18 protein-coding genes are annotated in these 24,475 nt (G+C 63.5%); 12 read left to right on the top strand and 6 right to left on the bottom strand.

Annotated elements, in window-relative coordinates:
- Positions 1-2: 2 nt before the first annotated feature.
- From J6524_RS12530 to J6524_RS12545, 4 genes are all read right to left on the bottom strand, one after another.
- Positions 3-2,156 (bottom strand): M15 family metallopeptidase, encoded by a 2,154-nt coding sequence (locus tag J6524_RS12530; RefSeq protein ID WP_225670847.1) that lies wholly within the window; start codon positions 2,154-2,156, stop codon positions 3-5.
- Between the two features lie 403 nt (positions 2,157-2,559).
- Positions 2,560-2,904, bottom strand: coding sequence for a RidA family protein (locus tag J6524_RS12535; protein WP_225670849.1), 345 nt, complete (start codon positions 2,902-2,904; stop codon positions 2,560-2,562).
- A gap of 12 nt (positions 2,905-2,916) precedes the next feature.
- Positions 2,917-3,795 carry an NAD(P)-dependent oxidoreductase gene (locus J6524_RS12540; protein WP_225670851.1) on the bottom strand — a complete coding sequence of 293 codons (879 nt, stop codon included), beginning with the start codon at positions 3,793-3,795 and terminating at the stop codon, positions 2,917-2,919.
- A 12-nt stretch (positions 3,796-3,807) separates the two neighbouring features.
- The gene (locus J6524_RS12545) at positions 3,808-4,614 is read right to left on the bottom strand and encodes an N-acyl homoserine lactonase family protein (RefSeq protein WP_225670853.1); all 807 of its coding nucleotides are present in this window, start codon (positions 4,612-4,614) and stop codon (positions 3,808-3,810) included.
- A gap of 498 nt (positions 4,615-5,112) precedes the next feature.
- On the opposite strand from J6524_RS12545, the gene J6524_RS12550 reads away from it, so the two are divergent.
- From J6524_RS12550 to J6524_RS37935, 6 genes are all read left to right on the top strand, one after another.
- Complete coding sequence (locus tag J6524_RS12550; protein WP_225670855.1) at positions 5,113-6,600, top strand: caspase family protein; 1,488 nt, start codon at positions 5,113-5,115, stop codon at positions 6,598-6,600.
- Between the two features lie 162 nt (positions 6,601-6,762).
- Positions 6,763-7,431 (top strand): OmpA family protein, encoded by a 669-nt coding sequence (locus tag J6524_RS12555; RefSeq protein ID WP_225670857.1) that lies wholly within the window; start codon positions 6,763-6,765, stop codon positions 7,429-7,431.
- A 147-nt stretch (positions 7,432-7,578) separates the two neighbouring features.
- Entirely contained in the window at positions 7,579-8,505 is a 927-nt protein-coding gene (locus J6524_RS12560) for an efflux RND transporter periplasmic adaptor subunit (protein ID WP_225670859.1), read from the top strand.
- Positions 8,505-11,669 carry an efflux RND transporter permease subunit gene (locus J6524_RS12565; RefSeq protein ID WP_225670861.1) on the top strand — a complete coding sequence of 1,055 codons (3,165 nt, stop codon included), beginning with the start codon at positions 8,505-8,507 and terminating at the stop codon, positions 11,667-11,669. Before J6524_RS12560 ends, J6524_RS12565 begins: the two co-directional genes overlap by 1 nt.
- Before the next feature lie 176 nt (positions 11,670-11,845).
- Complete coding sequence (locus J6524_RS12570) at positions 11,846-12,085, top strand: DUF433 domain-containing protein (protein ID WP_225670862.1); 240 nt, start codon at positions 11,846-11,848, stop codon at positions 12,083-12,085.
- Positions 12,082-12,369 (top strand): DUF5615 family PIN-like protein, encoded by a 288-nt coding sequence (locus J6524_RS37935; protein WP_376712012.1) that lies wholly within the window; start codon positions 12,082-12,084, stop codon positions 12,367-12,369. Before J6524_RS12570 ends, J6524_RS37935 begins: the two co-directional genes overlap by 4 nt.
- 91 nt (positions 12,370-12,460) lie before the next feature.
- On the opposite strand, the gene J6524_RS12580 is transcribed toward J6524_RS37935, so the two are convergent.
- Complete coding sequence (locus J6524_RS12580; RefSeq protein WP_225670863.1) at positions 12,461-13,135, bottom strand: Crp/Fnr family transcriptional regulator; 675 nt, start codon at positions 13,133-13,135, stop codon at positions 12,461-12,463.
- A 219-nt stretch (positions 13,136-13,354) separates the two neighbouring features.
- Between J6524_RS12580 and J6524_RS12585 the strand changes: the two genes are divergently transcribed.
- The 3 genes from J6524_RS12585 (at position 13,355) to J6524_RS12595 (ending at position 19,283) form a co-directional block, all read left to right on the top strand.
- Positions 13,355-15,418 (top strand): AsmA family protein, encoded by a 2,064-nt coding sequence (locus tag J6524_RS12585; protein ID WP_225670864.1) that lies wholly within the window; start codon positions 13,355-13,357, stop codon positions 15,416-15,418.
- A 219-nt stretch (positions 15,419-15,637) separates the two neighbouring features.
- Entirely contained in the window at positions 15,638-18,091 is a 2,454-nt protein-coding gene (locus J6524_RS12590; RefSeq protein ID WP_225670865.1) for an adenylate/guanylate cyclase domain-containing protein, read from the top strand.
- Positions 18,092-18,383: 292 nt separating this feature from the next.
- Positions 18,384-19,283 carry an efflux RND transporter periplasmic adaptor subunit gene (locus tag J6524_RS12595; protein ID WP_225670866.1) on the top strand — a complete coding sequence of 300 codons (900 nt, stop codon included), beginning with the start codon at positions 18,384-18,386 and terminating at the stop codon, positions 19,281-19,283.
- Positions 19,284-19,626: 343 nt separating this feature from the next.
- Here the strand turns inward: J6524_RS12595 and J6524_RS12600 are convergent, their stop codons facing one another.
- Positions 19,627-20,466, bottom strand: a complete 840-nt coding sequence (locus tag J6524_RS12600) for a caspase family protein (protein WP_225670867.1) — start codon at positions 20,464-20,466, stop codon at positions 19,627-19,629.
- Between the two features lie 374 nt (positions 20,467-20,840).
- On the opposite strand from J6524_RS12600, the gene J6524_RS12605 reads away from it, so the two are divergent.
- From J6524_RS12605 to J6524_RS12615, 3 genes are all read left to right on the top strand, one after another.
- Positions 20,841-22,571, top strand: a complete 1,731-nt coding sequence (locus tag J6524_RS12605; protein WP_225670868.1) for a hypothetical protein — start codon at positions 20,841-20,843, stop codon at positions 22,569-22,571.
- Positions 22,572-22,721: 150 nt separating this feature from the next.
- Positions 22,722-23,453 carry a thermonuclease family protein gene (locus tag J6524_RS12610; protein WP_225670870.1) on the top strand — a complete coding sequence of 244 codons (732 nt, stop codon included), beginning with the start codon at positions 22,722-22,724 and terminating at the stop codon, positions 23,451-23,453.
- A 195-nt stretch (positions 23,454-23,648) separates the two neighbouring features.
- The gene (locus tag J6524_RS12615; RefSeq protein ID WP_225670872.1) at positions 23,649-24,419 is read left to right on the top strand and encodes an LssY C-terminal domain-containing protein; all 771 of its coding nucleotides are present in this window, start codon (positions 23,649-23,651) and stop codon (positions 24,417-24,419) included.
- Positions 24,420-24,475: the final 56 nt, after the last annotated feature.

The raw sequence follows: 24,475 nt of genomic DNA on the forward strand, positions 1-24,475 counted from the left end.
ATTTACACCGATGGCGCCGACCTGATTTCAGCGACTTCGAAATGCATGCCGTCCGGGCGGGACTTGAAGTGACCGCCCCAGAAGAATCCCCACTTGTTGGCCAGCGTCACCATCTCTCGTACCGAACCTTTTTCCCCGACCAGGGCAGGTTCGGCCTTCAGTGGATTGAATGCCGCGTTGATGTCGAAGGCGGTGCCGAACGCGTGATTGCTCAGCGAGGTCCTGCTGCCGCGCATGAAGCGCGGAACGAATGCGCCGTCATAGGTGAGGATGCGATCCAGCAAGCCAGCCTTTTCCCAGCTCAACCAAAGCCCGACAAGCTGATCCTTTGCCTTCTTGTGAAAGCGCATCTTGAGCGGCCCTGGATGGCCCGGAAATCCCTGAATCGGGATTTCAACCGTGACAATGTTTTCGTCCTCCCAGCCGTCGGTAATTTCGATGTTTTCCGGATTATCCACCCGCGGAACGCTCCGGAATGAAAATGTGCCGAACAGCTGCTGCCTGTCCTCCGTGCTCACAAGTGGCCGAAAGCTGGGCGGCGGGGGAAAATCAGGCCCCGACTTGTCGCCAGTGCCCGAAACACCAAACGCGCTGGCAAAACTCGGGACGTCGTTCGTCTTCGCCCAACCCTCCGCCGCCGACACGCGCATACAGTCCGCGAACCACGCCACGAACCGGTCGACATGGGCGCCGGTCCCGGGCGGGAAGCAGTGCAGCTTCCACCGGTTGGCCGGTCGGTCGTCACGGCGGATCGAGCCGGCGTTGTAGGCCGCGGCGACGAGCGGCGCGTCGAAATGGGTCGAGGGCCGTTGGCTGGCGATGTACGCAGTGCCGGCGTCGATCGACGTTGCCGGGTCCAACAAATCGTTGGCGCGCAGCGATTTCCGGCCGGTCGCCGCCCGTGCCGTCTTGACCAGCGTTTGCATCAAACCGACGCTTTCGTCGTTAATCTGGGGTTCAGGGCGGCGGTCGTTCGGGTTGCCGCCGCTTTCCGTTGCGATGGTCGCGACGATCAGTTCGATCGGTACACCATAGCGCCGCGCTGAGGTGAGACAGGGCTCACGGAAGTTATTGAAGATCTTTCGGACGGTCGAAGGCTCACCTGGTGTCCCCATCGGAGCCGCGCCATCGATCGAGATGCCCCGCGATGTCAGGGACCACTGCACGCCATTGTCGAAATGACGATGCGGCTTGATCAGTTGCGGCATGATCTCGGCCAGTAATCCAGCCGGCGCCGGCTTCACCGGATCGGCGACGTCTCCCTCATCGGGCGCTGGACCTCCCCCGTCGGACCGCGGACCTCCACCGCCGGTGGGCTCGGACCCGCCGGTTGGCGGCGGTGACCGCCGCTCGGTGATCACCGTTTTCATGAGCTCTTTCTGGTCTTCCGAGCGCTCGGTCGAAAGGGATGCCACCAGGCGATCTTTGTTCTGCGAGCTCTGCGAGGAGCCGAGCCAGAAGCTCATGACGGTGGCGAAGGCCGCAGCCAAAGCGCCGACGCTGATATTGATGATCTGCATCACATAATCGGACGGCGGCGGCGCGAGTAAACGGAGCTCCTGCAGCGATACCTTGCTTACGTCGATGCCCGGCGGAATGCTCCATACCGTCTGCTCGATGCTGCTCTTGAAGAAGATGAACATTAACAAGATAAAAAAGAAACCGACCGTCACGATTATCGATAGGGCCGGAGCGACCCAGGCCACCATGGAGCCGGACGAAACCAGGCCTTTCTGAAAATCGCGAGCGCCGGCGGTGTCTTTGAGATCCTCGAGATAACGATTCTGCTCATTCTCTAATCGAAGCTTGAGCTCTGCGAAGGCCGCTTCCCGCTTTTGCTGCTCGGCGGCATTCTGGGCTTCGCGCTCCTTCAGCTCGGCGGCGCGCTGGGCGTCGCGCTCCTTTTGCTCGGCCGCGACGCGCAGCCTGGTTTCCTCGAGCGCAATGTTGGCGAGGTCGGTGCGGAGCTTTGCCGCTACAACCGGATCCTCGGCGATCTTCCGGGCCGCCTCCTGGTCGTCTTCCGTTCCCGTCACCTGTTTGACGACCTTTTCGACGGTCTCAATGACTTTCTTTCCACCCTCACTCTGGCTTCCTGCGATCGCCTGCAGGATTTGAGGAAACAAATTTGCAGCAATGGCAATGAACGGTCCCATCGATGCCTCCCTGGCTTCAAACGTCTCGTGATGAAATTGAACGCCGGCAACCGTTGGAGCATCCTCTCGCGTACTAGTTGTTTCGTGTGTGGGCCACTTCACACATGGCGATTTTTTCGCAAGCCAGGTCGAGCCGATGCCCGCCTTTGCGATCCCAACCGTAGAAAAACTGATCTTGAGTGCACACGTCGACGCCGCGTCCCGCCGGATCTATCGCGGGAAGCTACCGCATCGTCAGCCCGCAGCAGCAGCGGCCGGCTTCCGGCGCAAAGCTTTCCAAAGCGAGCCACCTTCGAAATAGCGTCGCTGCGCGCGGCCTATACGCTTCGCGATGACAGGGAAAATTTGCGTCGGCCTGGTACAGACCAGCGAAGAGGCCGACGACGGAAGCTTACTGGCCGGCTTACTTCACCGCCGTCACCACGATCTCCACAATGTGCGGCGGTTCGAGATCGACGCCGATACAGGCGCGCATCGGCGGGTTTTTGCGATCAACCCATTCGTCCCAGGCCCGATTCATCTCGGCCTTCTGCTTGATGTCTGTGATATAGACGATGGCCGAGAGGATTTTGCTCTTGTCGGTGCCGCACAGCGCGAGGCTTTCGTCGATACGGGCGAGTGCCTTTACGCTCTGCTCATACATTGACGGACTGACCGGATCGGGAGCAACCGCCACCGTGAAAACAAGATCGTCGTGCGCGACCGCACGGCTGCGGGTCGGCGTGAGCCCGGGAAAGCGGGTGATCATGGGAATCTCCGGTTAGCGGCCAATATGCTTTGCGATCACAGGGAAATAATTGTCTCCCGATCCGGCATCGATCGCCTCCTGCAGGATGGTGCCGACCAGCTCCGCGCCGCGGATTTTCAATCCGGCATCGGCCGCGAGCTCCAGTGCGTAAGACAGATCCTTCAGCGCATATTCGGTCGAGAATGCGCGCTCCGGAAAAACCCCCGGTACGATCGCCTTCATGCCGTGATTGCGCAGAGCAAAACTGTCAGCCGAGCCCTTGGAAAGCGTGTCGAGCAGCAGCTTGGGATCGACGCCATTGTGCTTGGCGACTGCAACCGCTTCGGCGAGCGCGTTGACGGTTTCGAACAGCACCATGTTGTTGAGAATTTTTGTGACCTGTCCCGCGCCGACATCGCCGCAATGCGTGACGTCGGTCGCAAAGCAGCGGATCAACGGCTCGATGTCGGCGTAAAGCGCTGATGTCGCGCCGACCATGACGCTGAGCGTGCCGTCCTGCGCCGCCTGTCGCGTGCGCGCGATCGGCGCATCGGCCCAGGCTGCGCCCTTGGCCTGCAACCGCCGGGCAAAGTCGCGGGTCTGGCTCACCGAGGACGTCCCGAGATCGACGACCACCTGGCCGGTCCTGATATTTTCCAGAATGCCGTCGCCCTCGAACACCGCGCGCACATGCCTGGCGCTGGGCAGGCACAGGAAGACGAGTTCGCTCTGCTTGATGACATCGGCAACGGAGGCCGCGGCGTCGGCTCCGTCGGCGCGCAGCCGCGCCAACGGCTCCGGCGACAGATCAAAGGCGAGGACCCGCTTGCCGCTCTTCTTCACGAGATTGCGGCAGATCGGCTCGCCCATCACGCCAAGGCCGATGAAGCCGATGGTCTTGTATTCCGGCATATCTAGCTGAGCCTATTTCGCGAAGGAGCGCGACGGCGCCAAATGCAGCGCGAACGCATCGACCTTGTCGCTGGCGCGCGGATAGATCTCGCTCACGATCGGATCGTGGCCGGGGATGAAACGGTCGGGATGGCCGGCCAGCCGCTCGACGGTTTCCCAGCCCTGCGCCATGTCGCCGACATTGTAGACGATCGGAAACGGGCTGCGCTTGTGCAAATTGGCGTAGTAATGCGCCGCGTCCGACGCCAGCACCACCGGCCCACGCGCCGTTTCCACCCGCACCACCTGCAGCCCATCGGAATGGCCGCCGACGCGATGCACGGTGACGCCGGGCGCGATCTCGCCGTCGCCGGAATGGAAGGTGACGCGGTCGCCGTAGACATGACGCACCATCGTGGTGACGTGCTCGACCGAGAATGGGTGCCGCAACAGGCCGTTGCACATGCAGCGCCCGGTCGCGTAGCTCATCTCGCGCTCCTGCAGATGAAACCGCGCATTGGGGAAGCGATCCAGATTGCCGGCGTGGTCATAGTGCAGATGGGTGACGATCACGTCGCCGATGGTCTCGGCAGCCACGCCGAAATCTTTCAGCGCGTCGACCGGATTGAGCGTGAGCTTGCGCGAGCGCGCTTTCGCCTCGTCGGCATTGAAGCCGGTGTCGACCAGGATGTCGCGGCCGCCAGCCCGGACCAGCCAAACGAAATAATCGAGGTCCTGGGCGGTGGTTTCGTGCGGATCGGGAACCAGAAAGTTCAGATGAGGGGTACGGGGCGACATGGTCGCGTAGCGCAGCGCATAGATTTCGTAGACGTTTCCCATCGGTGTCACTTTTTTCTTGGTTGGACGCAGGCCGACACCGGCAACAAGCCATTGTCATCCGCAAAGGTCAAACCCCGCCAGCGAATGGCAGCCGCGTGACACAACAGCAGGAATGCACCTTCTGTGAGAAAAATCACATCTAACTCGCCATGGTAGTTAGTAGTGATTTGCGGGTTGGCAGCATCGAGCCGACGGCGCCTGCCCGCCATGTCGAGACAAGAACGGCCGTTTGCGCCAAAAGGAGCTTTCGGTCCGATTGGGAACCGGTTTGTACGAACGGGACCGACGTTGCAGCGCTGCCACGGTGGGCGCTTTTATTCCCTCCTCCGCCGCGGCCCGTCGCGATGAATTGTCGCAATTAATGACGAGATCGCAATCAGTTGACGGGGGTGCAGAGCCGGTTTGATAATGCCGATACCGTAGAGTAAGGTCGCCCGCCGCGCGAGCTGGCATCGGCGCTATTATGGCTGGGTTGCCGTGATCTGGACTACCATTATTATGAAAATCCGCCCTGCATTGCTCCTCACATTGCTTTTTGCGCTCGCCTCGGTTGCGCCGTCTTTCGCCGCTGGTGAACGCTATGCGCTGGTGATCGGCAACGCGAAATATCCTGATGCCGACGCGCCCCTGAAGGAGCCGATCAACGACGCACGCGACATCGCCGACGAGCTCAAGCGCGACGGCTTCAATGTCGACATCGGCGAGAACCTGACCGGCGAGCAGATGCGCCGGGCCTTCGAGCGCCTCTATGGCAAGATCAAGCCCGGATCGGTCGCGCTGCTGTTCTTCTCGGGCTTTGGCGTGCAGTCGAGCCGCCAGAGCTACATGATCCCCGTCGATGCGCAGATCTGGACCGAGGCCGACGTCCGCCGCGACGGTTTCAGCCTCGAGACCGTACTGGGCGAGATCAACAGCCGCGGCGCCGGCGTCAAGATCGCGCTGATCGATGCTTCCAGGCGCAATCCGTTCGAGCGCCGGTTCCGTAGCTTTTCCGCGGGGCTTGCGCCGGTGATTGCGCCGAACGGCACGCTGGTGATGTATTCGGCCGCCCTCTCGTCAGTCATTTCGGACAATGGCAGCGACCGCAGCTTGTTCGTGCGTGAACTGCTGAAGGAAATCCGCACCCCCGACCTGACGGCAGAGGAAACGCTGAACCGGACCCGCGTCGGCGTCACCCGCGCCTCGCGCAGCGAGCAGGTGCCGTGGATTTCCTCGTCCCTGGCCGAGGATTTCTCCTTTATCCCGAGCGGCGCCGGGCCGCGACCGGCGAGCCCGCCGCCAGCTCCGGTAGCCGCGGTGCCCGCACCCGCGCCAGCCCCGGCTCCCCCGCCCGCACCTGCCCCTGCACCTGCCGCGCCCCAGGTGGCCGCGCCCGCGCCGCCGCCCCCGCCACCTCCTGCACCGCCGAAACCGGTTGAAGCCGCTATCCCGCCGCCTGCACCGCCAGCCAAGCCGGTCGAAACCCCGAGTCCGACGGCGGTCGCACTTGCCGACGATCCAACGATCAAGACCTTGACCGCCAAGATCAACGACAATCCGGACGATGTGGCCGCGCTGTACCGGCGCGGGCAGGTCTATGCCAGCAAGGGCGCCTACGAGCTCGCGATCAAGGACTTCAACAATTCGCTGCGGCTGAACCCGAAGGACGTGGAAGCCTATAACAACCGCTGCTGGGCGCGCACGGTGATCGGCGACCTGCAGGCGGCGCTGAAGGATTGCAACGAGGCGCTGCGGCTGCGGCCGAATTTCGTCGACGCGCTCGACAGCCGCGGACTCCTCAATCTGAAGAACGGCCAGAATAAGAATGCAATTGCTGATTTCGATGCGGCCCTAAAGATCAACCCGAGATTGACGTCGTCATTGTATGGCCGCGGCCTTGCCAAGAAGCGCAACGGCTCGATTGCGGAAGGCGACCTCGATATCAACAATGCGAAGGCGATGGATCCCAATATCGTGAAGGAATTCGCCGATTACGGGGTCCAGTAACTTTAGGTGCATTAACTTTTTTCGACAAAGGCTGGCGGGCGCCTCGAACCCTGTGGCGGGTATCCAGACTAAGGAACAGCAGCCGGTGTGACCGCTAAGGTCCGGCAGCTCATTTGGATGACATTGGAACTGCGTGGGAAGCCCGCAAGGAGGGGACAGGCAATGGCAAATTTCTCGGCAACGAAAACCCTTACCGCAATCGTTTCGGTTGCAGCACTCGGCGCGGCCGTTTCCTTCGCGGGGAGCGCAGTGGCCCAGAACGTCACCGAGGACCAGATCATCCGCGCGCTGGTGCCTGAGAAGAAGCCACTGACCCGCGGCCTTTCGGTCGGCCCGCAACAGACCGTCGACCCGACCCCAGCAGCCGCCGAGGGTAAACTCGTTCAGAAATACCGCGGTCGCTCCACGCGCTCGCTTTCGATGGCCGAGCGCGAGGAGATCGCCACCATCGTCAAGGACAAGCCGAAGATCGATCTGGAGATCAATTTCGATTACAACTCCGCCGACATCAGCGCAAAATCGCTGCCGTCGGTTCAGGCGCTCGGCCGTGCGCTCACCAACAATGACCTCAAGGGCTCGACCTTCGTGGTCGCGGGCCATACCGATGCGGCCGGCGGCGAAGCCTATAACCAGGATCTCTCCGAGCGCCGCGCCGACGCGATCAAGCGCTATCTCGTCGACAAATACGGCATCAACGGCACCGACCTCGTCACCGTCGGATATGGCAAGAGCAAGCTCAAGGATCCGAGCCAGCCGCTGGCGGAAGTGAACCGCCGTGTGCAGGTCGTCAACATGGAAAACAAGGCCACGGCGGCGAACGCGTCCAAGTAAGGGGGCGTGGCGCCGACCAATAGTTTGCGGCTACAATACGTCCCGCAGCGCCCGTGCGGGACGTATTCGTTTTGGGTACGATCGCAGGCCTTCGGCCAGCCAGATCCACCCGTTTGATTTTGACTTCCAGTCTGGATTGATCCGGCGATGAAATTCTCCGAATACCTCAAACCTGCGCTTGGAACGGCTTTCGTTGTCGTTCTGGCCGTAGGCTATTACTGGTTCGAGCACCGTCCTCGCGCCGAAGAAAAGGAAACGCCCGGCCAGGCGCTGGTGATCGTGACCAAATCCACCAATGCATGCTTCTCCGACATGGTGCGGGTCACCGGCTTCATCGTGCCGCGCCGCGAGGCCCAGATCGGCGTCGACCAGGAAGGCTCCAGGGTCACCGATCTCTTCGTCAAGGAAGGTGATACGGTCACCGAAAATCAGGAGCTGGCGCGCCTCACCCCGCCGCCGCAAATTCCGGGCGCGCCCGGCGGCAGGCCCAGCGGGCCGGTCTCGCTCCGTGCGCCGGCGGCCGGTCTTGTCACCGAAGTGAGGACCGCGGTCGGCGCGCCGGCCTCGCCGCAGGCAGGCCCGATGTTCCGTATTTCCGTCAACAATGAAATCGAGTTAGAGGCCGAAGTGCCGAGCGTTCATCTGCTGAAGCTCAATCCCGGCGCCACGGTGCGCATCAGCCGTGACGACGCACCCGATGTCGTCGGCAAGGTCCGGCAGATCTCGCCGCAGATCGATCGCAACACCCAGCTCGGCAAGGTCAGGATTTCACTGAACAACAATCCCTCGCTCAAGGTCGGCATGTTTGCCCGCGCCAACATCGACGCCAAGCGATCCTGTGGCGTCGCGGTTCCCCGCACCGCGATCGACCGCTTGACGCTGCAGGTGGTCAAAGGCAACACGATCGAGACACGCAAGGTGCGCGTCGGCCTTACCTCCGAAACCTCAACCGAAATTCTTGAAGGCCTCGACGTCGGCGAAATCGTCGTGGCTGATGCTGGTACCTCGCTGCACGACGGCGACCAGGTCAAGACCATGTTCGCCGACGAACTCGAACGCACGCGGGCACGCTAATGGCTTTGAATATCTCGGCTTGGTCGATCCGGAATCCGCTTCCGTCGGTCGTCTTTTCAATCATTCTCCTGGTACTGGGCTGGGTCAGCTTCACCAAGCTTGCGGTGACGCGGCTGCCGAGCGCCGACATCCCCGTGATTTCGGTCGCAGTCGCGCAATTCGGCGCAGCTCCCGCCGAATTGGAAGCGCAGGTTACCAAGACCATCGAGGACGGCGTCTCCGGCGTCGAGGGCGTGCGGCATATTTCGTCCTCGATCACCGACGGCCTGTCGGTGACGACGATCCAGTTCGCGCTTGAGACCAACACCGACCGCGCGCTCAACGACGTCAAGGACGCAGTCACGCGCGTCCGCGCCAACCTGCCGCAAAACGTAAACGAGCCGCTGATCCAGCGCGTCGACGTGATCGGTCTGCCGATCGTCACCTATGCGGCGATCTCACCCGGCAAGACGCCGGAGCAGCTTTCCTATTTCGTCGACGACGTCGTCAAACGCGCATTGCAGGGCGTGCGTGGCGTCGCCCAGGTCGAGCGCATCGGCGGTGTCGAGCGCGAGATTCTGGTCTCGCTCGATCCCGACCGGCTGCAGGCGGCGGGGCTGACGGCCGTCAATGTCAGCCAGATCCTGCGCGGGACCAATGTCGACCTCGCCGGCGGTCGCGCCGAAATCGGCAAGAATGACCAGGCGATCCGCACGCTGGCCGGCGCCAAGACGCTGAACGAGCTCGCCGGCACCATGATCCCGCTGTTCGGCGGCGGCGAAGTGCGGCTCGACGATCTCGGCACCGTCACCGACACCATTGCCGATCGCCGGACCTTTGCCCGCTTCAACGGCGAGCCGGTGGTAGCGCTCGGCATCAAGCGCTCCAAGGGCGCCAGCGACGTGGTGGTAGCGGCCGCCGTGCAGAAGCGCATCGACGCACTGAAGGTCGCCCATCCCGACGTCGACCTGAAGCTGATCGACACCTCTGTCGATTTCACCAAGGGCAATTACGATGCGGCGATCTCGACCCTGTTCGAGGGCGCGATCCTTGCTGTGATCGTCGTGCTGTTGTTCCTGCGCGATATCAGAGCCACCATCATCGCCGCGATCTCGCTGCCGCTGTCGATCTTCCCGGCGTTCTGGGCGATGGACCTGCTCGGCTTCTCGCTGAACCTGGTCTCCTTCCTCGCCATCACGCTGTCGACGGGTATTCTGGTCGACGACGCCATCGTCGAGATCGAAAACATCGTGCGCCACATGCGCATGGGCAAATCGCCCTATCGCGCGGCGCTCGAAGCCGCCGACGAAATCGGCCTTGCGGTGATCGCGATTTCACTGACCATCATCGCGATCTTTGCGCCCGCCAGCTTTATGTCCGGCATCGCCGGGCAGTTCTTCAAGCAGTTCGGCATCACCGTGTCGGTGCAGGTGTTCTTCTCGCTGCTCGCCGCGCGCTTCGTGACGCCGGTGCTGGCCGCCTATTTCCTGAAAGATCATCCGCACGACGAGCCGCCGCCCGGGCGCACCCTGCAGACCTACGCCAAACTGGTGACCTGGTCGGTGAAGCACTATTTCATCACCGTTCTGATAGGTCTCGGCGTGTTCGCCGCCTCGATCTGGAGCATCACGCTACTGCCGCAAGGCTTCCTGCCGGCGCAAGACACCGCGCGCTCGCTGCTTGCGATGGAATTGCCGCCGGGCTCGCAGCTCGCCTACACCGAGAAGGTGACGGAAGAAATCGTCGCCCGGCTGCGCAAGCGCCCGGAGGTGAAGAGCATCTTCGTCGACGGCGGCAGGGTGCCGCCGGGAACGCAGGAAGTGCGGCGCGCGGCGCTGATCATCAATTACACGCCGAAGGCTGATCGCAAGATCACCCAGCGGCAGCTCGAACTCGAGATCGGCCAGGAACTGGAGAACGTTCCCGATATCCGCTTCTGGTTCCTCGACGAAAACGGCCTGCGTGCGATTTCGCTTGTTGTGACCGGCGCCGACAGCAACATCGTCAACAACGTCGCGAGCGAGCTTGCGACGCAGATGAAGCGGATTCCGATCATCGCCAACGTGATTTCGGAAACCGCCCTCGACCGGCCCGAACTTCGCATCCGCCCGCGCGCCGAGTTGGCGGCACGGCTCGGCGTCTCAACCGAAAGCCTGTCGCAAACTATCCGCGTGGCCACCATCGGCGACGTCGGTCCGGCTTTGGCGAAATTCGACGCCGGCGACCGCCAGGTGCCGATCCGCGTCCAGCTCGAGGACAGCGCGCGCAGCGACCTGCAGATGCTGCAGCAATTGCGGGTGCCGCTCGGTCAGCGCGGTGAGCGCGGCGGCGTGCCGCTGTCGGTGGTCGCCGACATCCAGCTCGATCAAGGGCCGACCAGCATCAACCGTTACGACCGCGAGCGGCAGGCGACGGTCGCCGCCGACCTCGTTGGCACCGCAGCCCTCGGCGACGCTACCAAGTTGATCTACGACCTTCCGGTGATGAAGAGCCTGCCGAAGGGCGTCAAGGTAAGTCCGTCGGGCGATGCCGAAAGCCTCAACGAATTGTCGGAGGGCTTTGCCACCGCCATCACTGCCGGCCTGATGATGGTCTATGCGGTGCTGGTGCTGCTGTTCGGCACCTTCCTGCAGCCGATCACCATCCTGTTCTCGCTGCCGCTGTCGATCGGCGGCGCGATCGCAGCATTGCTGCTGACCGGCAAGCAGCTCACCACGCCGGTCTGGATCGGCATCTTAATGCTGATGGGCATCGTCACCAAGAACGCCATCATGCTGGTCGAATTCGCGACCACGGCGATCCGCGAGGGCAAGAAGCGCGAAGAGGCCATGATCGACGCCGGCATGAAGCGCGCGCGCCCGATCGTGATGACGACGATTGCGATGGCGGCGGGCATGATGCCGTCAGCGCTGGCGTTTGGCGCCGGCGGCGAATTCCGCTCACCGATGGCGCTTGCCGTGATCGGCGGCCTGATCTTCTCCACTATCCTGTCGCTGGTGTTCGTGCCGGCGATGTTCATGGTGATGGACGATTTCGGCGCGCTGTGCTGGCGCTTGGGTAGACGGCTGATCGTCTCCAGCGCGGAGACGGAATCCGGCGCAGGCCACGGGCCGGATCATCGCAGCGAGCCGCCGGCCAAGGGCCCACCCGGCGTACCGCCGGCAATGTCGCCCGCGGCGGAGTGAGGCGAAAATTTTCGGTCCGTCGAGTGACGTGACGTTCAAGACGTCAGGCAAAATTCTCCTGCCACGAATCCGACGTCACGAGGATCCGCCACAGAACCCGCCCGGCGTGTCATCATCGCCGGGCTCCGGCGTGCCACACACTGGCAAGATGCCACAAGGCACGCTATTTTAGGGGCATGGTCTTTACACGTATCACCATCGACCCTGCGGTCTGCACCGGCAAGCCTTGCATACGGGGGCTGAGATTTCCGGTGGCACGCCTGCTCGGGTTGTTGGCCGCCGGTGAAACGCGCGAGGCAATCCTCAAGGATTACCCCTACATCGAAACCGGCGATATCGATGAAGCCTTGCGATACGCGGCCTTCCTCGCTGAAGACGAGACGGTCGAGCTGCTCCGCCCCGTTCCCGCCAAGTGAGATTTTTGGTCAACATGCCTCTTTCGCCGGCCTTAGCGGCGTGGCTTGTCGATCAGGGACACGACGCGGTGCACGCGACCGATCTGGGTCTGCATCTTGCCCCTGATAGCGAGATAGTCGCCCGAGCGAAGCACGAGGCCCGGACGATAATCACAGCTGATCTTGATTATCCGCGCTTGCTTGCAGTTGCTCGCTCCCTCGAGCCGAGCTTGATCCTTTCCGCAACGGCGACTGGACCGAAATTGCGGTGCGAAACAGACTTGCAAGTATCTTGTCCAGCCTGACCGCAGAAGACATTGCGCAGAGCATCATTGTCGTGGACAGGGATCGTGTCAGGCGACGAAGGCTGCCGATCGCATAACCCTACTCGTTACCCTACTCGTTCCTTGCCACCGCCGTCAGCTTGGTCATGTTCTGCAGCAGGATGCGTCCGCGCTGCAGGTCAAGGATCCCATCCTTGCGCCAGAGCTGCAGTTGACGGTTGACGCTTTCGCGGGCGGCGCCGACGAAGACGCCGAGCTGTTCCTGCGAGATGTGCACTTCGGAACCGAAGTCCGAGGCGAGCGCGCAGAGCCTTCGCGCGAGGCGCACCGGCAGCGGCTGCAGCACCGATTCCTCCATCCGCTCGCTCTGCCAGCGGATACGCTGGCACAGCAGCATGATGATCTTGATTGCGACTTTCGGCTCGCGCTCGAGGAAGGCCAGAAAATCCTCGCGCCGCAGCACGAACAGTTCCGAGGGCTCGCCGGCGGTGGCATCCGCCGTGCGGTTCTGGCCGTCGAGCACGGCGACTTCGCCGAAAAGGTCACCAGGACCCATGAAATTGAGCGTCAGGCGACTACCGTCTGAGGCGCCGGTCTCGATCCGGATCTGGCCGCGCCGCACTCCGTAGAGGGCGTCGCCGGGATCGCCCTTCTGGAACAACATTTCGCCAACGCCGAGCTGCTGGGTGTGGCAAAGGCCGGAGATGCGCTGCAATTCGTCAGCGCCCAAATCGGCGAACATCGGGTTCATTTTCAAAATGACCGCAAATTCGGCCTGTTTGCTCATCGTATTGCCTTCCAGATCGGCTCTACCGTCCCCCGAATGCGCCGTTAGCAGGTTTTTCCCGCTACCGAGTGTGTCATAAGTCACATAACTTTGCAGTACCCTCGGAATATTTTTGGGCGCTGGGTCCCACCCCCTTTCCGGGATAAACTTGCCTGACCGGTTGCGCCCGCAGGTCGCGCCACCGAAATAGATGCCGTTTGCGCGGTCTGGAATGTCGAGATGAAAGCACTGAAAATTGCCGGCGCTGCTATCGTTGCCGTGATCGTCGTCGTGGCGCTTTTGCTGGTGGTCGGCATCCCCGCCGGCTTCCTGACGACCGAGATCAAGGAGCGGGTCGAGCGCGAGACCGGCTACAAGCTCGCGATCAATGGCGGCGCCAGCATCGGCTTGGGGTCAACGCTCAGCATCAAGCTGAATGACGTCACGCTGCAGGATCCGAAGGACCGCGACATCAACCATCGCTTCACCGCCGCGATCATCGAGGCGGAGGTCACGCTTGCGAGCCTGTGGGCAGGCAAACCAGAGATTACCGAGATCGTCATCATCCGCCCGGTGGTGAATCTGCCGCTGCGGCGCGAGCGCGTAAGGGAAGCCAGCACCCCCTCGAAACCCGCCGGCGGCAAGACGGCCGAGTCCTTTACGATCAAGCATGTCAGCGTCAGCGGCGGCACCATCATCTTCTCCAATTTGCGAGACCGGGTCGAGAACAGGATCGAGACCGTCAATGCCGACATCGTCATCGATGCCGACCGCAAGGTCACCCTGACGGGCAATGCGCGCAGCAACGGCAATCCGCTGAAATTCGAGCTCAAGGCGGCGCTGCCTGCGCCGCCGGTCGAGCGGCAGAATATCCCGGCCGAAATCAAGATCGATGCGCCCGCCCTGCTGAATGGCCAGCTCACGGCCAAGGCCGAAGCCCGCCTCAATGGCCCGGTCGTGATGATCAACGGCGTGACCGGCGCGCTCGGCGACGGCGCATTCAACGGCTGGGCCTCGGTCGATCTGTCAAGCAAACCGCTGGTCAAGCTCGACCTCGATTTCCAGAAACTTGCAATCGCGATGTCGCGCAGCACAGGCAATTCCGCAGGCCAGCCCTGGAGCAACGCGACGATCGACATCAATGGCCTCAATTATATCGACGTACAGGCGCGCATTTCCGCGGCCGAGTTCAGTCTCGGCGGCGCGCGTTTCGCGCCCGCCGCGATCGACACCACGCTCGCAAGCGGTGTCCTGAAGGCGCAGGTTGCCAATCTTGGCGCCTATGAAGGCAACGCCAATGGCGATCTGACGATCGACGTCTCCAGCGCCAATCCCGCCTATGCGATGCGGGCCGACCTTACCGGCGTGCGCGCGTTGCCGCTGCTGCACAGCCTTGCCGACTTCGACAGGCTCGACGGCAGGATGCAGGCGAAGATCAACGTACGCTCCTCCGGCACCAGCCAGCGCGCGATCATGTCGAACATGGCGGGCACCGCCTTCGTCGTGTTCCAGGACGGCGCGATCAGGGGGCTCAACGTCGCGCAGATGATCCGCTCGTTGACGGCAAGCACGCTGTCGGGCTGGCAGGAGAGCGAGGAAAAGGCGACCGACCTCTCGCAATTGTCGGCATCGTTCAGGATCGACAAGGGCCAGGCGCAGACCACCGATCTCAATCTCGTCGGTCCGCTGGTCAAGATGACCGGCGTCGGCACGATCGCGCTCGACACCAAGCAGATCGGATTTCGTGTCGAGCCGAAGCTTGTCTTGACTACCGAAGGCCAGGGCCGCGTCACCGATCCGGTCGGGCTCGGCATCCCCGTGATGATCGAGGGCCCATGGGGCGCGCCGCGGATCTATCCGGAGATGCAGGGCATCCTCGACAATCCAGAGGCCGCCTACGCCAAGCTGAAAGAAATGGGCAAGGGATTGTTCGGCCAGAACGGCGCCGGGCTTGGCGCCGCGATCGGCAACCTGCTCGGCGGACAGCCGGGCACCGCCGGCGGACAGGGCGCGACAGGCGGACAGCCGCAGGGCAACAACCCGCTCGGCGGACAGCTTGGCGAGACCATCGGCAATCTCCTGCAGCAAGGCTTGAGCGGATTCGGACAGGGCGGCGGCCAAAGTCTCGGGCAGGGCGGTGCGCGCCCGGGTGGCCAACGCAGCCTCAGTCCGAACGCGCCCGCCGAGGCACCGGCGCAAGCTGCGCCGTCCGAACCGGCAGCTCCCGTACCGCCGAGTGATACGACCGCGCAGCAGGAGAGCCAGCCGATGAACGAGGTGTTGCGGCAATTGTTTAATCGCTGACGCCGAGCAATTCGATTCGATCGAAGCCGTCGTGGCCGGGGCTGGACCCGGTATGACGAATACGGCGCGATTCCTGCCTAAAATCAGGGCTAACCATGCTGGTGGACGCCCCCGTCTCTCCCGCCAATTCGTGCTAAATAGACCTCTCACGCGGGGCTCGGGAGCGAGGCCGGCCTCGCGAGTAACCAATGCGCGCCCGAAGCGGCGCCGAGGGTCCGGATGAGCGAGGTCAAAGACAGAACCCGGTTCCTGCGCGAAGGCCTGTTTGCCAAATACGTCGTCGCGCTGGTCGGGCTCGTCGTGTTCGTGCTGGCCGTCAACGGCGCGATGGAAATCTGGATCACCTATCGCGGCATCAAGAGCTCGCTTCATGACGGCATGTCGGAAAAGGCGCAGGCAACCGCCAAGCGGATCCAGCAGTCGATGTCCGAACTCGAGCGGCAGATCTCCTGGGTGACGCGGGCTTCTGCCAAGACGATCGAGGAGCGCCGTGCCGACTACACCCAGTTGCTGCGTCAGGTGCCGCAGGTCAGCCAGCTTTCACTGCTGAGCAGCAGCGGCCGCGAGCAGCTTCGCCTGACGCGGCAGACTGTCACGCTCGGCAGCAACGCCGATTTCTCCCGCGACGCCCGCTTCACCGAGACGGTCTTGCGCGGCACCAGCTTTGCGCCGGCCTACACGCGCGACCAGCAGCCGTTCATGTCGATCGCACTGTCGCATGCCGACGGCAGCATCACGTTGGCCGAGATCGATCTCGATTTCCTCTCGGAGTTCCTGATCGACGCCCAGATCGGCCGGGTGGCATATGCCTATGTCACGGACTCCAGGGGCGAAGTGCTGGCGACTTCCTCGAAGGGGCCCGAGGTCGGCAGGAATCTGTTGATGTTGCCGCAGGTGGCGGCCGTCAGCAAACCCGGCGGCGTCGCGCCCGCGTCGGGCACCGATGTCCATGGCGATGCGGTGCTGACGACATCGAGCGTGGTGCCGAAACTCGGCTGGCACGTGTTCTTCGAACAGCCGACGGCGCAGGCGCTGACGCCGATCAGGGATCAACTGGTGCGCATTGCGCTCTTGATCGCACTCGGGCTCGTGGTCGCGATCATCGCCGGCACCATCATGGCGCGGCGCATGCTGGTGCCGATCACCGCGCTGCAGGCCGGCGCGCGGCGGCTTGGCGCCGGCGATTTCGGCCACCGCATCAAGGTGAATACCTCAGACGAGCTGGAGGAACTTGCCGACCAGTTCAACGGCATGGCGGGCCAGCTCGCCGAGACGTATTCGAACCTCGAAGCCAAGGTGAAAGAGCGGACGCGGGATCTGGCGCAATCGATCAACGAGCTCAAGGTGCTCGAGGAAGTCGGCCGCGCGGTCGCCTCCTCGCTCGATCTCAACGCGGTGCTGCCCACGGTCGCCGCGCGCGCGCTCGAAATCACTCATGCCGACGCCGTGCTGATCTACGGCTATGATGCGGGCAATCACCAGTTCTCGCTCACCGAATCCATCGGCATCGACAAAGCGGCCGAGGGTAGACACCGCGCCATTGACGCCGACCACTCCCCGCTCGGCGAAGCTGCCACAAGCGGTGAACCGATCGCGATTCCCCAGCTTGGTACGGCGCCCGAACATCCGCTGCGCGATGTGGCGATCGAAGCCGGCTTCCACTCGGTGCTGGTGGTGCCACTGGTCGACCAGACCGGCATTTTGGGATCGCTGGTGGTGCTGCGGCGGAACGAAGGCGAATTCTCCGATAACCTGATCGGGCTGATGAAGACCTTCGCGCACCAGGCGGTGCTGGCGATGCGCAACGCGCGGCTGTTCACCGAAGTGGACCACAAGAGCCGCGAGTTGCTCGCCGCCAACGATATCGTGCGTCAGCAGGCCAGCAAGCTGCAGGAACAGACGGACCAGCTTCGCGACTGGAACCGCTCGCTGGAAGAGCGCGTGGAGACGCAGCTTGGCGAGATCGAGCGTATCCGACGTCTCGAACGTTTCCTGGCGCCGCAGGTCGCGCAACTGATCGCCTCCTCCGACGGCCATGAAGGCCTGCTCGACAGCCATCGCCGCGAAGTGACGGTGGTGTTTTGCGATCTGCGCGGTTTCACCGCCTTCACTGAGACCACCGAGCCGGAAGAGGCGATGAACGTGCTGCGCGAGTATCACGCCGCGCTCGGCGAACTCATTTTCAAGTATGAAGGTACGCTCGATCGCTATGCCGGCGACGGCGTGATGATCCTTTTCAACGCGCCGATCCAGTTTGCGGATCACACCGCGCGTGCGGTCAAGATGGCGGTGGAGATGCGCGACACCATCGGCGCGCTCACCGAGAAATGGCGCAACCGCGGCCACAATCTCGGCTTCGGCATCGGCATCGCTCTGGGCTATGCCACGCTAGGCCAGATCGGTTTTGAGCAGCGCCTGGAATACGCCGCGATTGGCAGCGTGACCAATCTGGCCTCGCGCCTCTGCGACGAAGCCAAGGCCAACCAGATCGTCGTGAGCAGGCGCGTCTACGGCATGGTCGAACAATGGGTCGAGGGCCGGCCGATCGACGATCTGAACCTGAAGGGTTTCAATCATCCGATCCTCGCCGCCGAAATCACCGGCTGGCGGGCAGAAGTGGACAACGTGGTGGATGCCGCCGCAGCGGCGGCGCGTCGCAAGAAGATGCAGTAGCCGCCCATCGCGCCCCTCCAGCGCAGAGCTGTCGCAACTCTCCAGCTGAAATATGGAAAACAACCCCATGCAAAGTAGCTTGGGGTGACAGCCCGACTGTGGCCGATTCATCCTTCAAGGCTCGCTTCGCTCGCGCCTTAGGTGACGGGTTGAACATTTCCCCGCGCGCCAGAACAAAATCAGAGAGCGCCACAAGCCTGCGGAAAATCGCCGCTGGCGGAGGCCTCATCCCGCTTGGCTCCAACGTGCCCTTTCTGGTATCGAAGGCCCTGAATTTGAGAAGGAATTACCGATGCCTACCCCCGCCGCGCGCGACCTTACGCCGAAGCTCACCGCCCTCTTCGCCGCGGGCCTTTTCTGCCTTTCGACGTCGCTTGCGCGCGCCGACGACACCGATCCCACTGCCCCCAAGGGCGCCGCGGTCACTGTCCTCAAAGCCGCGAAATCCTGCTTCGCCAATATCGTCGAAGTCACCGGCACCATCATTGCGCGCGAGGAGACGCAGGTGCGGCCCGAGCGGATGGGGCTGAAGGTCGCCGAGGTGATGGTGGATGCGGGCGACAGCGTCGCCGCGGGCCAGGTGCTGGCGAAGCTGAACCTGCCCGAGGGCGGGCAGATCTCGGTGCAGGCGCCGGTCGGCGGGGTGATCTCGGCCTCGACGGCTTCAGTCGGCGCGATGGCTTCGGCCAAGGGCGAGGCGCTGTTCTCGATTATCGCGCGCGGCGAGTTCGATCTGGTCGGCATGGTGCCGACGCGGGATATTGCAAAACTGCAAGTGAACCAGAGCGCACGGATCAAGGTGATCGGCGCCGGCGAAGTCGACGGCAAGGTGCGGCGTCTGTCGACCACCGTGGAGCCGAACAGCCAGCTCGCGCAGGTGTTCGTCGGCGTCACCACCAATCGCCGCCTGCTGGTCAATTCGTCCGGCCGCGCGCAGATCAGGACCGGGCAGAGCTGCGGCGTCGCGGTGCCGCTGACCGCGATCCTTTACGGCACCGCCGGCACCGTGGTGCAGGTGGTGCGGCGTGCGCGCGTCGAAACGCGGCGGGTGGAGACCGGGCTGATGTCCGCGGGCCAGGTCGAAATCACCTCCGGGCTGCAGGAAGGCGACATCGTGGTGGCCCGCGCCGGCGCGCTGCTTCGCGAGGGCGATCCGGTGCGGCCGGTGATGGCGAGCGCGGACGCGAAGTAGAGGCGGACCCAGCTTAGAGTTTCTTATCGCGCCCGCGACGGAGGTGCGCTCCCTCTCCCGCTTGCGGGGGAGGGCTGGGGTGGGGGTGCCTCCGCGAATTCGGAACGATGTGAGTACGGCGCTTTGCTCTGACCTCTCCTTCAGGCGGGCGAGTTTGCGGCGCGAACAAGCGACGATGGATGCGCGCTGCAATTCACATGATCTGCGCAAGATAACTACGAGCGCCGATGCGGAGACACCCCCACCCCGACCCTCCCCCGCAAGCGGGAGAGGGGGCGCGCTGCCAACGCGGCGGCGCTGCGGTTACGTGAAGGCGCTTTGATGCGGAAGATGCGCGCGGCCCTCAGCCGCCGAGGCTGATGTCTTCGAGCAGCGATGAGGAGACCTGCGGCACCTGCTCGCCGTCGGAGGCGCGGGAGACGGAGATGCGGGTCTTGTTGAAGGCGCTGGCAGCGCCGGCCTGCGAGTCCAGATTGTTGAGCAGCTCGGTCACCAGCACGCTGTACTGGCCCTTGCCATCGTCGGCGACCTTGCCCGGCGTCGCCGAGGTCAGGATCAGCGCGTTCTCCGGCGTCGAGATCGGGGCAAGTCCGTGCGAATAGGAACGGAAGCGGCGCTCATAGGGGTTGCGGCGGGAAGCGTCGACGACAACGAGCTTGGCCTTGGCGCCCTTCTCGGTCATCGCATCCAGCACCTGCTCGATCGAGACGCCGTCGCGGCGGACATCGGATTCCTTCCAGATCGCGGCGTCGACCGGGATCATGAAGCTCTCGCGGCCGACCTGAACGCCGTAGCCGCCGAAGAACAGCATTGCCACCGTATCAGGCTTGATCTTGGTCTTCAGGCGGGCGACGGCGCGGGCCATGTCGTCCTTGGTGGCGTCCTCGACCACGTCGACGTCAAACCCCTTAGCCCGCAGTGCGGCGGTGAGGCCGCGGGCATCGTTGATGGGCTGCGCCAGCGGTGCCGATGCGTCCGGATAATGGCCATTGCCGATGACGAGCGCGACGCGATTGGCGCCGGTACCGATCGAGCCGGTCTGCTCGGTGCCGATCGCCTTGGCGGCGTCAAGGGAACGCTTGTTCAGCGCCGCATGGGCGCCGATCGCCAGCGACACCAGGCCGGCAAAGGCCACGGCAATGGTGGCGGTGCGGCGGGAGATGTGGAGCTGACCGAGGTTCATCGCGTTACCATTCCCAAGTTTGTCCGAGGGCGCCAAGCAAGTCCGCGCCGGTTAGTCGCGTGAGGACCGTTCAGGTTTGAAGGGGTTGCCGGGTGTGTGCCGCCCAATTGCGCTCAATTTGCGGCGCCGCAACAACTGGCTTTTAGCCTGCCCCGCCATTCCGAACAACCTCCTTTGGCGCATGGCGCCAGCCGTCGCCGATACTGGTGGAAGGTTAATACTACTTAAGTGACCTACATCACATTTGTATTTTTTGACGGATATGTATAGTTTTCAAAGGCTTGCGGGCCCATCCGGCCGGCGGGTGGCCGCCTTGAGCTATTTGCCATGCTTAACGCGACCCTCCCTTCACCGTTCCGGCGGAAAGAGACTGCATGGGCTTTCACAGCATTGCCGGCGCCACATTCCGGGCGCTGACCGCCCGGAAAGATGGCCCGTCCCTGTACGACGTCTGCGACCCCGTGCTGCTGAAATACCGCGGCGGCGACCCCCATCTCGGCAAGTTCTATCGGACCGCGCTCGGCAACCCGGCGCTGCGCTCCCTGCTCCGCCGCACCGGGCATCCGGCCCTGCGCGACGAGAAGCGGCTCGCAACCTTGCGCGAGGCGCTGGTGCGGGCGCGCGACGACGCCGAGCCGGACTGGGCGGCGGTCGGCGCCCCGGTCGCTGAGCTGATGGCCGATATCAACGTGCGCCATCCCGCTCCCGCCCCGGCGGCCGCACCCGGCCGGCCCCCTGGCGGGAGCGAGATCGACCGGGTGATCCGCCGCTGCGGCGCGCATCTGCTGCGGTCGTTTGCCAAGAACGGCTTCATCCCGACCTATGCCGCCTTCAACCTGATTGGCGACCCCGACATGGGTGGGCGCGAGATGCTGATGGCGCTGACCGGACTGAACTCGCGCGGCTACAAGAACTCGACGCTGCTGTTCAACCTGGCGCGCATCTTCATCGCGCATTCGCCGGCGCGTTCGCTGATCAACCCGCCCTGGACCGGGATCGCCGAGCCCATGTGGGAGCCGGTGCAGATCCGCCACCGCTCGGCCTATTACGACGCTTTCTTCACCGAAGCGCTGCTGAGCTACATCGAGACCGGGCTGGCATCCTCCGATGAAGCCGCGGCCTCGCGGCGCGCGATCGCCGAGATGGTGGATTTCTGCCTAAAGACCTCAGGCGAGGAAGTGCCGTCGCATGACGGATCGACGGTGCGCGTCGTCACCGCGCTCGCGCCGCTGCCGCATCCGCGCTTCTCGCGTTTCTTCGCCCAGATCAAGCAGGATCTCGGCTTCGGCATCTACGTGCCGGATTGCGACACCACCGCATGCTCGTTCTCGGCGGCGACACAGGCCGGCGCGACCGATCCGATCCTCGACCAGCCGTTGCTCGATTTCTACCGCGGCTACCAGGTACGCGAAGGCGCCAACGAGCCGCGCGTCACCGTCCCACTCAACGACAACATCAATTACGATGGCGGTGTCGTCACCTGGATCGACAATCTCGCCGGCGACCGTCCGTACGGCAACGACCTCGATCCGACGCTCAATCTCGACATTCTCGAAGTCTCCTTCCGCAACCTGAGGCGCTGGAAAATCCTCGAAACACCGTCGCGGCTGGAGACGGTGCATCGCATCATCGGCTTCCAGCGGCGGCTCGCCGAAAGCGGCGCCTTCGCCAATCCGCGCTCGCACATCTATTACCTGCCGGAACTCTACTCCGCCTATTTCGGCCGCTGCCATGCGGCGTTCATGGCGTTACCTTCGGCGGCGCGGCAGGTAATTGATCCGGACGGCACGTTCGAATTCATCCGCGGTCGTGTGCTCGGCTATGTCGAGGGCGAACTGATCGCGCGCGAGATGAACCCGTTCGATGCGGCGCTGGCGCTGATGGCGCTGGCGCATCTTGGCGCCGACGTCTCGACCTTCGCGCCGGCGCTCGCCTGCATCACGGAAAGGCTCGGCGAGGGCGGCAGGCATGGGCCGTACAAGGCCTATGAGTGGAACAAGATGAAGACGCCGACGCGAATCCTGGTCGGCGGTCCCGAGGTGACGTCGGCGTTCGTGCTGATGGGCCTTGCGCTGGCGAGGAGAAGATTGGCGAGTGGCGAATAGCAAACGGCGAGTAGCCTTCCATTCGCCATTCTCCATTCGCCCGTTAGATGACAGGAAGTTGAAAGCGATGCGACGGTGTTGCACTGGCACGGCAGGCGCTTTGTCCGCACAATCCGCCGGATTGGTGCGCATCATTCGCTGAGACCGCCGATGAATTTTAGGAAATTCCTGTCCGCTGTTTTGCTGTTGTTACTTCCCGCCGTCGCACAAGCGGCGGACATCACCGGCGTTCCGAAAATCCGCGAAGGCGACTACATCCAGATCGGCCACCACCGCATCCGTCTCGGCGGCATCGATGCGCCGTCGGTCGATCAGCTCTGCCTCAACACCAAGGGCGAGCGCTGGACGTGCGGCGCCGCCGCGCGCGACGAACTGATAACGCGCTTCGGAGGCAAGAGCTGGACCTGTCGTACCCGCCTCGTTGCCGATCGCCGCGGCCGCACCGTGGCGCGCTGCGAGGCCGACGGCGAGGACATCCAGAAATGGCTGGTGTCGAACGGCTGGGCGCTGGCGCTCACGCGCATCTCACGCGACTACGAAGCTGACGAGAAGGCCGCGCGCGAGGCCAAGGCCGGGATGTGGCAGGGCGCGTTCATCGCGCCATGGGACTGGCGCATCCGCAACAAGAAGACCACCATTCTCGGCGCGATCACGCCGCCGGAGAATGCGAGGGCCGTCCTGCTGGCATCGGCATCCGGACCGGTCGCGCCTTCACCCGATTGCACCATCAAGGGCAACGTCAATCGCTCCGGCGAATGCATCTATCATCAGCCCACCAGCCGCTGGTATGCGAAGATCGAGATGAAGATATCCAAAGGCACGCGCTGGTTCTGCTCGGTCGAGGAAGCCGAAGCCGCCGGCTGCAGAGAGACGAGGCGGTAATGGCTTCCAACTTCTCCTCGCTTGCGGGGAGAGAGCTCGCCGCGCTCTTGCTCGGCGGATGGCATCACAACTCGCGGAGAGAGCCCCTCACCCCAACCCTCTCCCCGCGACGAGCGGGGAGAGGGAGTGTTGTCCGAGCAGCGCATTGAACGACCATTGCGGCGACAGCGGCGTGCCGGATGGCGTCGCGCCGCAATGCTCTCGCTCGTCATCCTCGGCGGATACGGCTTGCTCGCCTATCTCTTGCTGCCCGGTTTCTGGACGCATTACGAGCATCAGCGCGGGCTTGCCGAGATGCCGATGGTGACGCGCACCGCGCAAGGTATTCCCGGCGATCCCTTAAATGTCGGGCTGATCGGCGACGCCGGCGATGTGGTCTGCGCGATGCATGCGGCCGGCTGGTATCCGGCCGACCGGATCACGCTGAAATCCTCGATGGAGATCATCGGCAGCGTGCTGCTCGACCGGCCCTACAAAGAGGCGCCGGTGAGCAATCTCTATTATCTCGGCCGCCGCGAGGATCTCGCCTATGAAAAGCCGATCGGGACCAGTGCCGACCGCCGCAACCACGTGCGGTTCTGGAAGGTGCTGGAAAGCGGCGCGGAGAAGCGTCCGGTCTGGCTCGGTGCAGCGACGGAAGATCGCGGCGTCGGCGTCAGCCGCTACACCGCCGCCGTCACGCACCACATCTCGCCCGATCTCGATGCCGAGCGCGCACTGCTCGCGGCCGACCTGGAAAATGCCGGCATGGTGGAAGCGAAATACCAGGTCACCGGCATCGGGCCAACGCTCGCGGGACGAAACGGCGGCGGCGATCTCTATTACACGGACGGCGAAATCTGGGTGCTGCGGCTGGTCGAAGCCTGCAAGAAGCGCGAGGAGCCCGCGGTGACAATCCCGAGCCCGCCAGCGACCGAATTGAAGGATCAGATCTGGCGCGCTATCGCCAATGCGGTGGGGAAATAGGATGCGCCGTTGCCGTCATTGTGAAGAGCAATGAGAGCAATTTGACCCTTTTTTGC

Source organism: Bradyrhizobium hereditatis (genome assembly GCF_020329435.1).
GTDB lineage: Bacteria > Pseudomonadota > Alphaproteobacteria > Rhizobiales > Xanthobacteraceae > Bradyrhizobium > Bradyrhizobium hereditatis.

Coding starts and splice junctions, on each gene's coding strand:
- J6524_RS12540 (WP_225670851.1), bottom strand. CDS start 3,795: ATGCCGGAATACAAGACCATCGGCTTCATCGGCCTTGGCGTGATGGGC.
- J6524_RS12530 (WP_225670847.1), bottom strand. CDS start 2,156: ATGGGACCGTTCATTGCCATTGCTGCAAATTTGTTTCCTCAAATCCTG.
- J6524_RS12550 (WP_225670855.1), top strand. CDS start 5,113: ATGAAAATCCGCCCTGCATTGCTCCTCACATTGCTTTTTGCGCTCGCC.
- J6524_RS12570 (WP_225670862.1), top strand. CDS start 11,846: ATGGTCTTTACACGTATCACCATCGACCCTGCGGTCTGCACCGGCAAG.
- J6524_RS12595 (WP_225670866.1), top strand. CDS start 18,384: ATGCCTACCCCCGCCGCGCGCGACCTTACGCCGAAGCTCACCGCCCTC.
- J6524_RS12590 (WP_225670865.1), top strand. CDS start 15,638: ATGAGCGAGGTCAAAGACAGAACCCGGTTCCTGCGCGAAGGCCTGTTT.
- J6524_RS12545 (WP_225670853.1), bottom strand. CDS start 4,614: ATGGGAAACGTCTACGAAATCTATGCGCTGCGCTACGCGACCATGTCG.
- J6524_RS12560 (WP_225670859.1), top strand. CDS start 7,579: ATGAAATTCTCCGAATACCTCAAACCTGCGCTTGGAACGGCTTTCGTT.
- J6524_RS12585 (WP_225670864.1), top strand. CDS start 13,355: ATGAAAGCACTGAAAATTGCCGGCGCTGCTATCGTTGCCGTGATCGTC.
- J6524_RS12555 (WP_225670857.1), top strand. CDS start 6,763: ATGGCAAATTTCTCGGCAACGAAAACCCTTACCGCAATCGTTTCGGTT.
- J6524_RS12535 (WP_225670849.1), bottom strand. CDS start 2,904: ATGATCACCCGCTTTCCCGGGCTCACGCCGACCCGCAGCCGTGCGGTC.
- J6524_RS12580 (WP_225670863.1), bottom strand. CDS start 13,135: ATGAGCAAACAGGCCGAATTTGCGGTCATTTTGAAAATGAACCCGATG.
- J6524_RS12605 (WP_225670868.1), top strand. CDS start 20,841: ATGGGCTTTCACAGCATTGCCGGCGCCACATTCCGGGCGCTGACCGCC.
- J6524_RS12565 (WP_225670861.1), top strand. CDS start 8,505: ATGGCTTTGAATATCTCGGCTTGGTCGATCCGGAATCCGCTTCCGTCG.
- J6524_RS12610 (WP_225670870.1), top strand. CDS start 22,722: ATGAATTTTAGGAAATTCCTGTCCGCTGTTTTGCTGTTGTTACTTCCC.
- J6524_RS12600 (WP_225670867.1), bottom strand. CDS start 20,466: ATGAACCTCGGTCAGCTCCACATCTCCCGCCGCACCGCCACCATTGCC.
- J6524_RS12615 (WP_225670872.1), top strand. CDS start 23,649: ATGCTCTCGCTCGTCATCCTCGGCGGATACGGCTTGCTCGCCTATCTC.